Origin of the sequence: Polaribacter batillariae (genome assembly GCF_017498485.1) — a bacterium.
In the GTDB taxonomy this organism is placed as follows: domain Bacteria; phylum Bacteroidota; class Bacteroidia; order Flavobacteriales; family Flavobacteriaceae; genus Polaribacter; species Polaribacter batillariae.
The window spans coordinates 1068807-1081625 of sequence record NZ_CP071795.1; the positions used below are offsets into that span (position 1 = coordinate 1068807).

Genomic DNA, 12819 nt, shown 5'->3' on the forward strand with positions numbered 1-12819 from the left:
TTTAAAGAGTTAAAAATAATCTCCTGTTTATAGATTATAAACAGGAAATTAAATTTTAAAAGGAGTATCTAGCTCCTAATTGCCATGTTGTTCCGAAAACAGAAATATTATCTTGAAAATTAGGGTTGAAAATGTATTCAAACCTACGAGCGTTAAAAGCGTTTAGTATATTTAAAGTAATTCCAAATTTGTCAGAAATATCATAACCTGCAGAAATATCTGTTTGACCATAGTCATCTCTAAATTTTAGACCGTCTTCAGGTACAGGTTTACTTCGTAAGAAATCACTTCTATAATTATATGCAACTCTAAAATTAAAATCATATTTTTCGTAATAACCAATTAAATTAAAAGAGTGCTTAGAATTATTAGGTAAATCATAACTTTCAGTTTCTCCTGTTCCTAAATCTATAACTTCTTTAAAATTACTATTTGAAAGTGTATAATTAGCTACAACACCTAAACCATCAAAAGGACTAGGTAAAAAAGAAAATGGTTGCTGGTAGTTCAATTCCATACCAACAATAGATGCTTGATTTCCGTTAACTGGTCTTCTTAAAGTATATGTTTGTCCGTCAAGTTCTACCTGCGTCGTTTCATTTGTAATAAAAGATTCTATATCTTTTACAAAAACAGCTCCAGAAACTAATGTTTCTTTTTTTGGATACCATTCCAAACCAATTTCATATTGATTTGCTCTAAATGGTTTTAAATTTGGATTTTTCTCTGAAATAGTAAGATTAACATCGTCAATTTCTCTATAAGAGGTTAAATCACTTAAATTAGGTCTTGTCATAACACGAGCATAATTTGCTCTTACAAATAAGTCTTTACCAATTTCATAATTGGCATTTATACTTGGTAGAACATCTACGTAACTAGACTTTACTTCACGATTAGAAAAATTTCCAGAAGTTTCATCTAACTCTAAACCTCTTGAAATTATTGATGTATTCACGAATCTTATACCTGCATTAAGTTTAATCTTTGTCCAATCAAATGTACCCATAATGTAAGATGCTGTAACATTTTCTGTAATGTCGAAGAAAGCATCTTTACGCTCCGCGTTTTTTAAATCAATTTGAGAAGCATAAATATCTCTTGCTTTATCCCAATCTGGAACCAAAAATTCTTCGGGTCCTTTTGCTTCATCTACATTGTCTAAAAAACCAGTAAATAATTTAGAAATAGGAGCAAAATCATCACTTAGACCTCTAATTCTATTATCAAAAAATGTCCTCTCTTTATTTCTATTAGTAAATTTTGCACCAAATTCTAGTTTTAGGTTATTTATTATTTTTGTGAAATCTGCCTGCGTTCCAAAAACTTTATCGCTTAAATTTAAATTACGTGCTCTTGCTTCTGTTACTGTAAATTGAGAGGGGTTGGTTAAATCTGTAGGAGTTTGTAGATTAAACCATTTTTTATCATCCTCAATACTGAAAGAAACCGTATTTATATTTTGTGCATAATATCTTGGTCTATCAATAAATCTTGAATTTGTACCATATGAAACAGTTGTTTCTAATTGCCAGTCATTACCCATAAACCATTTACCAGTTAAGCCTGATTGAAATACATCTGTATCATTTAATTGTTGCTGATTTTCTAAAACAATTCGTACATCTTGGAAATCTGCTGAAAGTAGAAGTGGTCCATCATTTTTTACATTAATTGCTTCTGTACCTTGTACGAAAAAAATAGGAGTGTAACGAGTTTCAAGTTGTTTGTTTTTTGAATATAGCGCGTCAAACGTAAGTGTAAAATTATCTGAAGGTCTATACTGCGAACCAAAATTAAAAGCAAAACGCTTAACGTCTTGGTTTTGATGAACGTATCTAGGTAGTGGTACTCTTACATCAGTAATATCATCTGTTCCATCATTATTAGTGTCAAAAGACTGGTCTCTATATCTTACAATATCGTAACCTTCTGAAGCATTTAAAAATCTATTGTATGTTATACCCACAATAATACCAAATTTATTATTCCAATTTTTCCCATACACTAAACTTGCTTTTGGTGTAATTTTATCTCCTTGTGTATTGTACAATCCTTCTAGTGATGTTACCAAAATTTTGTCTTTTATATCTAAAGCTTTTCTTGTTTTTAAATTAACAGTTCCTCCAATTCCACCTTCGTCTAATTTAGCTGTAGGAGATTTAAACACTTCAACTGCTCCAAATAATTCAGCGGGTATAGTATTAAAATTATAAGTTCTACTTGCTTCACTTGAATTTGGAGCGGCTTGTCCGTTTAATGTTACCTGAGTGTATTCTGGAGGCAAACCTCTAACACTAACTTCATTACCAACTCCACCTGCATTATCTCTTCTAATTTGAATACCTGAAATTCTTTGTATAGCTTCAGACATGTTTGATTGAGGAAATTTGGCAATATCTTCAGCAACAACAGCATCAACACTATTAACAGTATTTTTCTTTATATCAATAGCTTTACTTAAACTTTTACGATATCCTCTAATAATAACTTCATTTAAAGATTGCAAATTTTCTTCTAAAATAATTTTTAAATTATTTTGTCCTTTAATAGCTATCTCTTTAGAAGTATAACCAATGTAAGAAACAATAAGTATTACATTATCATTTGTAACATCTATAGAAAAGTTACCATTAAAATCTGTTTCAGTCCCTTTTGTAGTCCCTTTTATAAGAATACTAGCCCCAGGAAGTGGTTCCTTATTTATGTCCGTAACTTTTCCTGTGATTTTAGTTTGCTGTTGAATAGTATCTTCTGTAGAAGTTTTGTTTTTTGCAGGTTTTAAAATAATTTGCTTACCTTTTACAGAAAAGGAAATCTGTGTATTAGAGAATAATCTCTTTAAAACACTTGATAAGGGTTCTTTTGCCGACTTTATAGAAACCTTTTTTGTGTAGTTTATATGATTGTCTTTGTAGATAAATTTAAAATCTGTGATAGATTCTATTTTATTTAAAACTTCCTCTAAAACTACATTTTTATAGTGTAATGTAACTTTGGTTTTTTGTGAATAAGATTCAGTGGCTTGAAGCTGAAATAACGATACTAAGAATAACAATGTTGTAATTCTCATTTTTAAATTGAGTTTTATAGGGTAAGGTTTTTTTACTCTTACAGACCTAATTACTTTTTTCATATTTTTGTGGTGTATTTAAGTGATTAATTCATTTAGTCACACTATATAATCGGAAGATGTTCCAGCATCTTTCGGTTTTTTTTAATGGTAACTAAAAAGTAGATTTCTTTTATTTAAAATGTAAAGTACTTATTTCATTGGCTGTTTAGATTTTAGGTTTAGTTAATTATTATTTTATTTTTTTCTATTGTATAGTTTATTGGATGCACTTCATTTATTACCTCAAAAACTTCTTGAATAGTTTCTGTTTCGAAAGTTGCAGTAATAAAATCGTTATCTAATTTTTTATTATTGTTTATAATTTCAACATTGTAATGTCTTTCTAATTTTTTAATAATACTTTTAAAAGGCATATGTTTTAAAAGTATTTTTCCGTTAATCCAAGCCGTATAAATCTCGATATCTGCTTTTTGAACCTTTATATTTGAATCTTTTTTATTCCAATTTGCTTTAAAACCAGGTTTTAGCAAAGTGGTATTGTTTGCATTGTAATTATTTTTAGCATTGTACAAACTTACAGCACCTTCAACCAATACTGTAGTAATATTTGCGTCTTCTGGATACGAACTAATGTTAAATTGTGTTCCTAAAACACGTACATTCATATTCCTATTATTTACGATAAATGGGTGTTTAGGGTCTTTTGTAACATCGAAATAAGCTTCTCCACTTTCAATAAAAACCTGTCTTTCTTTTCCTTCTATAAAATTTACAGGATATTTAAAAGAAGTACCTGCATTTAAATTTACCTTTGTTCCGTCAGACAAAACAATGGCAAACCGTTTTCCATAAGGTACTTTTAAAGTGTTGTAAATAAGCTCTTTCGCTTCACTCTTTTTCTCGTACACCAATTCGTCTCCTTTTTGGCTTCCTATAACATTTCCTTCTTTATCCTGTATTTTAAAGTTTCCATCTTCTTCTAAAACAGTAAATTTTCCATTACTCGTTTGTAATGTAATTTTTTCCGAAGGAAGTGCAACTTCTTTTTTATTTTTAGAATTATTTTGCTGATAGAAATAAGCAAGAGAAACAAATATGGCTATTGTAGCCGCATATTTAAGAAAATTGGTAACTTTTTTAAGCCGTAATCTCTTTTTATCTTTGGCAATAAAATGAAGTATTTTTTTTTCTGAAGCAATAGCATCGAATTCTTTCGTGTTGAAATCTGAGAGATAATTTACTTTTACATACGCATTAAATTCCTTGATGTTCGAAGGTTCTTTCAACCACTCTTCTAAGGCGTTTAATTCTGATGCAGAAGCCTGTTTGTTTAGGTATTTTATAATTATATTTTGCACTTTATTCGAAATCATTCTTTTACGTATATGTTATTATAACGTTACATTTTTATTGAACCCTAACTTTTTTGATGCATTTTTTTTTACTTTCGCATAGAATAACTTCAAAAAATATCATTTTCTAAATGAACAATCATTTTTCTAATACGATTTCTCTTATAAAGTCTCTAAAAAATGGAGAATCTGAAGCCTATCGTTTTTTAGTAAAAAATTATCACCATCAACTTTGTGTTTATGGATTTAGTTTAACAAATGATAGTAGCTTGGCAGAAGACATTGTGCAAAATGTTTTTATGAAGATTTGGAGAAATCGCCAAAAATTAAAAGAAGATTTTGTTTTAAGAAATTATTTATACAAGTCTGTTTATAATGAATTTATAGACCTATATCGAAAACAGAAAAAAGTTTTAATGCTCGAAAAAATTCATATTGATGCACTAAATCTTATTGTTGAAGAGAATGAAGAAAAGAATTTAGAGAAATTAATTGGCCTTGTAAAAACAGAAATTGAAAAACTACCTCCAAAATGCAAGCAAATTTTTTTACTGAGTAAGAAAGAGGGACTTACAAATATCGAAATTGCAGAATATTTAAATCTTTCTATAAAATCTGTAGAAGCCCATATTACGAAAGCATTTTCTGCATTAAGAAAAAGCCTTGGAGACAAAGTAAAAACGATTTTGTTTTTAATGTTTAAGAAACGAAAAGAGGTGCATGCCGTTTTTTCGAATCACTAACACACTTACAAGCCATTTTATTGATTTAAAACACCTTATAAACAAAATTAATTTACGCTAACTGCCCACTATTGGACTCACAAAAATATTAGGAAAAATCTATATCGAACGAAATTGAGGTAAATATAGTCTTTCCACTCTAGTACCATTTATCATTAGAAAAAATGTAATTATGATTTTAATTTATCTCCAAAAATTAATAACAATACAATAGGAACAGCTAATAAAATAACCATTAATGTATTCGTAGAAATTAATGATGGAACTAGAATTAATGTAATAGCAAAACCACCCATTGCCCCACCTAAATGCGCTGCATGACCAACATTTCCTAGATTTTTTTTCATTCCATAAATAGAATATAGTAAATAGGCAATTCCGAAAATGTATCCTGGAATTGGTATTGGAATAAAAAATAAATATAAACTCATGTCTGGATACAATAATATAGAAGAATATATAACTCCAGAAACCGCTCCAGAAGCTCCAACCGCACTATAATAAGGCTCTTTTTTGTGATAAAGTAAAGAATACAAACTTCCTGTTAACAAACTACCGAAGTAAATTATTAAAAAATTAGGCGTTTTTAACACTCCAGAAACAATTCCTCCAAATAAATACAATGCATACATGTTAAATGCTAAATGCATCCAATCTACATGTAAAAAGCCAGAGGTAAACATTCTTACTTTTTCTCCAGATAAAATTCTACTAACTTGAAATTTATAGGTGTCTAAAAAAGAATAATCGTTAAAACCTTTCATCGAAACCAAAACATTGGCAATAATAATAAATAAAACGGCGCTATTTATACTTTCTATCATACAACAAACATAATAAAAACCTTTAGAAATATCTCTTTTCGTTTTAAATTTATATCCGATATTTGCAAGATAAAACCTTATTATGCAATTTCTTGTTTTTGCACTTACATACCCTATTATTTGGATACTCTCGAGACTACCAATGAGATTATTATATATAAAGTCTGATGTTTTGTACTTTCTGATCTATCATGTTATTGGCTATAGAAAAACCGTTGTTTTAGAGAATTTGAAATTGGCTTTTCCAGAAAAACCTGAAGAAGAACTTTTAAAAATTAGAAAAAAATTCTTTAAACATTTAATCGATTTAATGATGGAAAGTGTAAAAGCTTTCTCTATTTCTGAAAAAGAAATTTTAAAACGGTACAAGTATAAAAATCCAGAATTAGTAAATTCGTATGCCAAACAAGGAAGAAATATCGCTTTGGTTGGAGCGCATCAAGCAAATTGGGAATGGTCTGTAACCATGCCATTGGTATTAGACATTACTGTTTACGGAACATACGCACAACTTCAAAATAAATACTTCGAAAAGAAAATTTACAAGTCTCGAAAAAGATTTGGTATCGATGGTTTTGATACTTCGAATACGATAAAGGGAATGCAAAGTAATTTCAGTAAAGGTTTAAGAGGTGCATATATTTTATTAAGTGATCAATCTCCACAACCTCACAAAACCTATTATTGGCGAGAATTTTTTAATATAAAAGTTCCAGTGCATACAGGTGCAGAAATGCTTTCGAAAAGATTTAATTTAGTAGTGATCAACTACGTTGCAAAAAAAGTAAAAAGAGGTTATTACGAAATAGAATTTCAGTTAATAACGGAAGCTCCAAAAGAATTTAAAAATTATAAAATTACAGATTTATATACTAAGTTAACAGAAAAAAACATCTTAGACCAACCCGAATTCTATTTGTGGTCTCACAAACGATTTAAGCATAGAGATAAAGTGCCAAAAGAATTTTTATAATTTTAAAAAACACTTCATATTATTTTAACGAACGATAAAAAATAAATTCTAATCTTTATAAAACCAATCGTTTACCAATTGATGCTCGATTGCTGCTACAGTTTTATGTGCATAATCGTTTTTAATTGGATGATATTCGTAATCTTTAGACCAATTTTCGATATTTTTAGATAATTCTTTTAAAGAATTGCATATATATTCCAATTCTTTATTTGTAATTGTTGGATGCACAGACAAACGAACCCAACCTGGTTTCTCTGTATTACAACCGTGTAAAATTTGGTCCTTAATTCTGTTAGACGTTTCTTGATCTACATTTAATAAAAAATGCCCATAAGTTCCTGCACAAGAACACCCCCCTCTTGTTTGAATTCCAAAACGATCGTTTAGTAATTTTACTACTAAATTAAAATGATATTTTTCAAAATAGAAAGAAAAAATGCTTAACCTTTCTTTATGATTGGGTGCTAAAATTTTAACTCCTTTTAAATCTTCTAAAGTTTTAAAAATAACTTTATTAATTTCATCTTCTCTTTTCTTAATGTTTTCAACGCCCATTTCTTCTTTCAATTGAATCGCCAAAGCAATTCTAATTGTTTGTAAAAATGCAGGGGTTCCTCCATCTTCTCTGGTTTCTACATCATCAAAATAATCATGTTGCCCCCAAGGATTTGTGTAACTTACGGTTCCTCCTCCAGGATTATCTGGAATGGTATTTTTGTATAACTTTTTATTAAAAACTAAAACTCCAGAAGTGCCTGGACCTCCTAAAAATTTATGAGGAGAAAAGAAAATAGCGTCTAAATATTCGTCTTCTGCCTCAGGATGCATATTTATATTTACATAAGGTGCACAACAAGCAAAATCTACAAAACACAAACCATTATAACTGTGTATTAGTTTTGCTACTTTATGATATTCCGTTTTAATACCAGTAACATTAGAACAAGAAGTAATTGAAGCTATTTTTATGTTACGATGTTCATGTTTTTTAATACACTTTTCGAAACTTTCTAAACACACTAAACCTTCGTCATTACAAGGTACAACTTCTACATCTGCAATGGTTTCTAACCAAGAAGTTTGGTTAGAGTGGTGTTCCATATGAGATACAAAAACAATGGGTTTTATTTCTTCTGGAATATGGGTATGGTCTTTTAAATTTTCTGAAACTTTTAAACCTAAAATACGTTGAAATTTATTTACAACTCCTGTCATACCAGAACCCGATGTTATTAAAACATCGTTTTCATTCGCATTTACATGTTTTTTTATAATTTTTCTAGCTTCGTGATATGCCAACGTCATTGCCGCTCCAGAAGTAGAAGTTTCTGTATGTGTATTCGCTACAAAAGGTCCGAATTTATGAAGCATTTTTTCTTCTAATGGCAAGTACAGCCTTCCACTGGCAGTCCAATCGGTATAAATTAAATTTTGTTCTCCATAAGGAGAAGTAAATTTTTGATTGATGCCTACAATGTTTTTTCTAAACTGACTAAAATACTTTTCTAAATCCATTACTTTATGTTTTAAATATTGAATTTTGCCCCAAACACAATTGTTTTTTCGAAAAATGTAAAACTTTGTGAAGCCTTATCTTCTGCATTTTCTGTAGTTCTTATGCTTGGCATTTTAATGTAGCCGTATTTTAAATCAGACTGAGCAAAGAAATACTTAAAAAACGTTAGGTTTAAACCGGCTCCTGCAGAAATACCCCAACCAGAAACATGAAACTCGTCCCACCTTTTTTGATTGAAAAGCTTCGAGTTTGTTCTTGGAAACAAAACACCTGCCCCAAAACCCTCGGTTACATTTAATTGAAAATCTTTATGATTCATTCCAATAAAATGTCCAATTTCATCAAACCTTTTAAACTCTACGTTAACATAATTTAAACCATCTGTATGTTCGAACTGTAAAAAATCGTGGGTTAATTGGATATCTTCCTTATTATAAATTCCATCAAAAGTATTTCCTGCATTTATTTCTCCATTAATTTTTACTGTTTGAAAAGATCTTACTACATACTTCATATGATTTACACCTACAGAAATCGTATAATTATCGCTTAAAAAATAACCAACCCTAGCATTTGTTTGTGGTAAGGTTATTTTTGTAGGATGAAAATAATCGAACGTAAAATCTGTGGGTCTATCTTTTGCGCTTACATTTTGTAATGTAAAGTCGTAATTATTTCCTTGAAAACGAATATCTGAATTCGAATAACTCGCTCTATTCCAACCCCAATAAAAAAACAATTTTCCTTTATTTGATGTTTTTTTTACTTTTTTTTCTTGTGACAAAAGAGTAACAGATATCAATAAAAAAAATAATACTACTAATTTTGTTTTCAATATTTCTAAGCTATAATTTTTTTAATTTCATCGATAAAACGAACCGCTAAATCGTCTGCAGCTTGTTGCGATTTTGCTTCTGTATAGATTCTAATAATTGGCTCTGTATTCGATTTTCTTAAGTGAATCCATTTTTCTGCAAAGTCTATTTTTACACCATCTATGGTGTTTACATCTTCGTTTGCATATTTAGAAGCCATGGTTTCTAAAATCTTATCAACATTAATTTCTGGTGTTAACTGGATTTTATTTTTGCTCATAAAATAACTTGGATAAGAATCTCTTAATTCTTTACAAGACATTTTTTGGGTTGCTAAATGCGATAAAAATAATGCGACACCTACCAAAGAATCTCTACCATAATGCGAAGCAGGATAAATAATTCCTCCATTTCCTTCGCCACCAATTACAGTGTTGGTTTCTTTCATTTTAATAACTACGTTTACTTCTCCAACTGCAGATGCTGTGTACGTGCCTCCGTGTTTTTCTGTAATATCTCTTAATGCTCTTGATGATGATAGGTTAGAAACTGTATTTCCACCACCTAATTTCCCTAAAACATAATCTGCACAAGCAACTAGCGTGTATTCTTCGCCAAACATAGAACCATCTTCGCAAATTAAAGCCAAACGATCTACATCTGGATCTACTACAATTCCGAAATCTGCTTTTTCTTTCACAACTAATTCAGAAACATCTGTTAAGTGCTCTTTTAAAGGTTCTGGATTGTGTGGAAATTGTCCATTGGGTGTACAATACAGTTCTACACATTCTACACCTAAATGTTTTAATAATGCAGGAATAAAGATTCCTCCTGTAGAATTTACACCATCTACAACTACTTTAAATTTTGCTTTTTTAATGGCTTCTACATCAACCAATTCTAAATCTAAAACAGCTTGAATGTGTTTTTGTAAATAAGAACTGTCTTTAGAGTAATTTCCTAAATCATCTACTTCTGCAAATTCAAAATCTTCATTTTCTGCTAACTCTAAAATTTTCTCACCTTCAGTTCCATTTAAAAATTCTCCTTTTTCATTCAATAATTTTAAAGCATTCCATTGTTTTGGATTGTGAGATGCTGTTAAAATAATTCCTCCGTCTGCATTTTCCATAGGAACTGCAACTTCTACAGTTGGTGTGGTTGACAAACCCAAATCTACAACATCTATTCCTAAACCAACTAAAGTATTGGCTACCAAACTCGAAATCATTTTTCCAGAAATACGTGCATCTCTTCCAATAACCACTTTAATGTCTTTTTTATGATGGTTTCTTGCTTTTATAAATGCCCCGTAAGCAGATGCAAATTTTACCGCGTCTATTGGAGTAAGATTATCGGCTGTTTTACCACCAATGGTTCCTCTAATTCCTGAAATTGATTTGATTAATGTCATTCTTTTTGGTTGTTTTTTGATTAAATACAAAGATAATTCTATTAAATGATTCTGTAAAATAATTTAACAAGTAGTAAGATCATTTATCATTTTAAATTACTGTAATTTACAACAAGAAATGGTATAAGTTTAAAGAAAAAAATTGTTAATAAAAATGCGCGTTAGAGATTGTAATGTCATCCTTTTTAGCTCTCAGTTCGAGTGAATTTATGAAGAATGAACAAATTTATATCGAGAACAAAACTACACCTTTTGACTACATTCAATACAAATTGCAAGTTCGAATTTTAGGAAACGCCCAAAATAAAAATACTGAAATAAGCTGCATAAAAAAACTCCAACAAATAAATGTTGAAGTTTTACATATCTTTAAAATTCTAAAAAAATTAGTCTTTTTTAAATTTTTTGTATTTGTTTTTAAATTTATCAATACGTCCTGCAGCATCAATTAATTTAGATTTACCAGTGTAAAATGGGTGAGAAGTTCTAGAAATCTCTAATTTTACTAAAGGATACTCAACACCATCAACTTCTATCGTTTCTTTCGTGTCAACTGTAGAGCGTGTTAAAAATACATCGTCATTAGACATGTCTTTAAATGCTACCATTCTATAATTCTCTGGATGAATTCCTTTTTTCATTTTATTATATTTTAATACTTTAGTGTTATGTTTGCAAGAGTAAAATTGGTAAGGTTCTACTCAAAAATTCTAAATAGCTGTTTTTAACTATTTTGAGGATGCAAATTTAACCTTATTTTTTAATTTACAAATAAATAAATTGTTTTTATTTGAACATCTGTAAAGATTCTAAAAATTTAAGGCTCTTTTAGTGCTTGAAAATTGTTTTTTATCGCCTTTTTTTTGAATATTTACACTCCAAAACATTGAAATTTATATAAATAATGAAGAAATTTTCTATTTTAATAGCCTTTGTATCTATTTTATTAATTGCCATATCTTGTAACGATGGTTATAAATTTTCGATTGAAAAACCCGCAAAAACTGTTTTAAATGAATCTGTAACCATTAAAATGGTAGAGAAAAATGGCAAACCTGTAGATAAAATTCAGTTTTATGTAAACGGAAAAGAAATTGCTAGCGAAGGCAATACTGCAACAATAAATACCACAAATTTAGGGGTTGGTAAACACAGTGTGGCTGCTTTGGCTTTTTTTGACGGAAAAACAAAAAAGAAAAATAGTTTTATTGAAGTTTTTGCCAATAAAAAACCAGCCATTTACGATTATAAAATTGTAAACACCTACCCACATGACACAAAAGCATATACGCAAGGCTTAGAATATTACAATGGTTTTTTATACGAAACCACTGGACGAAGAGGAGAATCTACTTTAAGAAAAGTAGATATTAAAACTGGTAAAGTGCTTCAAAAAATAGATTTAGATAAAAAATATTTTGGAGAAGGAATGACCATCGTTAACCATAAAATTATTTGGTTAACTTGGCAAAACAAAAAGGGTTTTGTGTACGATTTAGAAACTTTTAAACAAGAAAAAGAATTTGCCTATAATAAAAGTAAAGAAGGTTGGGGTTTAACACAAGATGAAAATAATTTGATAAAATCTGATGGTACAAACAAAATTTGGTTTTTAGACAAAGAAACTTTTAAAGAAAAGCATTCGATACAAGTTTATACACACGATAGAGCTTTAGAAAGTTTAAATGAATTGGAATTAATTAACGGAAAAATTTACGGTAATATTTATCAAAAAAGTGCCATCGCAATTATAAACCCAAAAACAGGTATTGTAGAAGGTTTGGCAGATTTAAGATCTTTAGAAAAAGAAATGGCAAAAACACAAAAATTAGTTGCTAACGACGAAGTTTTAAACGGAATTGCTTACGACAAAGAAAACAACAGGCTTTTTGTAACTGGAAAGTATTGGGGAAAATTATTTGAAATAGAATTAATTAAAAAGTAATATTTACTAATTTTATAAGTTATCTTGTTTACACAACAATATCAGGTCGAGCGCAGTCGAGACCTAAAATTATACCAGTTATTGTTTGAAATTACAGGATTTTCAAATGGTAAATGGTATTAACCTCTCGACTGCGATCGAAGAGACAGAAATAA

At 29.4% G+C, this 12819-nt stretch carries 10 protein-coding genes; 3 read left to right on the top strand and 7 right to left on the bottom strand.

The annotated features are described in order from the left end of the window. Window positions 1-55: 55 nt before the first annotated feature. Both JL193_RS04715 and JL193_RS04720 read right to left on the bottom strand, forming a co-directional pair. Window positions 56-3136: a TonB-dependent receptor gene (locus JL193_RS04715; RefSeq protein ID WP_207972714.1), complete on the bottom strand. Its 3081-nt coding sequence runs from the start codon at window positions 3134-3136 to the stop codon at window positions 56-58. Window positions 3137-3294: 158 nt separating this feature from the next. After that, complete coding sequence (locus tag JL193_RS04720) at window positions 3295-4449, bottom strand: FecR family protein (RefSeq protein WP_207972715.1); 1155 nt, start codon at window positions 4447-4449, stop codon at window positions 3295-3297. A gap of 110 nt (window positions 4450-4559) precedes the next feature. On the opposite strand from JL193_RS04720, the gene JL193_RS04725 reads away from it, so the two are divergent. After that, on the top strand, window positions 4560-5171 hold the full coding sequence (locus JL193_RS04725; RefSeq protein ID WP_207972716.1) for an RNA polymerase sigma factor: 612 nt from the start codon (window positions 4560-4562) through the stop codon (window positions 5169-5171). 170 nt (window positions 5172-5341) lie between these two features. Here the strand turns inward: JL193_RS04725 and JL193_RS04730 are convergent, their stop codons facing one another. Then, window positions 5342-5995: a rhomboid family intramembrane serine protease gene (locus JL193_RS04730; protein WP_207972717.1), complete on the bottom strand. Its 654-nt coding sequence runs from the start codon at window positions 5993-5995 to the stop codon at window positions 5342-5344. Window positions 5996-6077: 82 nt separating this feature from the next. Here JL193_RS04730 and JL193_RS04735 point away from each other — a divergent pair, with 82 nt between their 5' ends. Beyond that, window positions 6078-6968, top strand: a complete 891-nt coding sequence (locus JL193_RS04735) for a lysophospholipid acyltransferase family protein (RefSeq protein ID WP_207972718.1) — start codon at window positions 6078-6080, stop codon at window positions 6966-6968. Window positions 6969-7016: 48 nt separating this feature from the next. Here JL193_RS04735 and JL193_RS04740 read toward each other — a convergent pair whose 3' ends face one another. From JL193_RS04740 to JL193_RS04755, 4 genes are all read right to left on the bottom strand, one after another. After that, the gene (locus JL193_RS04740; RefSeq protein WP_207972719.1) at window positions 7017-8486 is read right to left on the bottom strand and encodes an aminotransferase class V-fold PLP-dependent enzyme; all 1470 of its coding nucleotides are present in this window, start codon (window positions 8484-8486) and stop codon (window positions 7017-7019) included. Window positions 8487-8497: 11 nt separating this feature from the next. Further along, window positions 8498-9271: a hypothetical protein gene (locus JL193_RS04745; protein WP_243456838.1), complete on the bottom strand. Its 774-nt coding sequence runs from the start codon at window positions 9269-9271 to the stop codon at window positions 8498-8500. Window positions 9272-9327: 56 nt separating this feature from the next. Next, complete coding sequence (gene glmM, locus JL193_RS04750; protein WP_207972720.1) at window positions 9328-10719, bottom strand: phosphoglucosamine mutase; 1392 nt, start codon at window positions 10717-10719, stop codon at window positions 9328-9330. A gap of 386 nt (window positions 10720-11105) precedes the next feature. Further along, window positions 11106-11360 (bottom strand): type B 50S ribosomal protein L31, encoded by a 255-nt coding sequence (locus JL193_RS04755; RefSeq protein WP_207972721.1) that lies wholly within the window; start codon window positions 11358-11360, stop codon window positions 11106-11108. A 263-nt stretch (window positions 11361-11623) separates the two neighbouring features. On the opposite strand from JL193_RS04755, the gene JL193_RS04760 reads away from it, so the two are divergent. Continuing rightward, window positions 11624-12664 carry a glutaminyl-peptide cyclotransferase gene (locus JL193_RS04760; protein WP_207972722.1) on the top strand — a complete coding sequence of 347 codons (1041 nt, stop codon included), beginning with the start codon at window positions 11624-11626 and terminating at the stop codon, window positions 12662-12664. Window positions 12665-12819 lie beyond the last annotated feature (155 nt).

Bases quoted from the DNA above. Each gene is read 5' to 3' on its own strand.
- JL193_RS04715 (WP_207972714.1), bottom strand. From the start codon at position 3,136: ATGAAAAAAGTAATTAGGTCTGTAAGAGTAAAAAAACCTTACCCTATA.
- JL193_RS04720 (WP_207972715.1), bottom strand. From the start codon at position 4,449: ATGATTTCGAATAAAGTGCAAAATATAATTATAAAATACCTAAACAAA.
- JL193_RS04725 (WP_207972716.1), top strand. From the start codon at position 4,560: ATGAACAATCATTTTTCTAATACGATTTCTCTTATAAAGTCTCTAAAA.
- JL193_RS04730 (WP_207972717.1), bottom strand. From the start codon at position 5,995: ATGATAGAAAGTATAAATAGCGCCGTTTTATTTATTATTATTGCCAAT.
- JL193_RS04735 (WP_207972718.1), top strand. From the start codon at position 6,078: ATGCAATTTCTTGTTTTTGCACTTACATACCCTATTATTTGGATACTC.
- JL193_RS04740 (WP_207972719.1), bottom strand. From the start codon at position 8,486: ATGGATTTAGAAAAGTATTTTAGTCAGTTTAGAAAAAACATTGTAGGC.
- glmM (WP_207972720.1), bottom strand. From the start codon at position 10,719: ATGACATTAATCAAATCAATTTCAGGAATTAGAGGAACCATTGGTGGT.
- JL193_RS04755 (WP_207972721.1), bottom strand. From the start codon at position 11,360: ATGAAAAAAGGAATTCATCCAGAGAATTATAGAATGGTAGCATTTAAA.
- JL193_RS04760 (WP_207972722.1), top strand. From the start codon at position 11,624: ATGAAGAAATTTTCTATTTTAATAGCCTTTGTATCTATTTTATTAATT.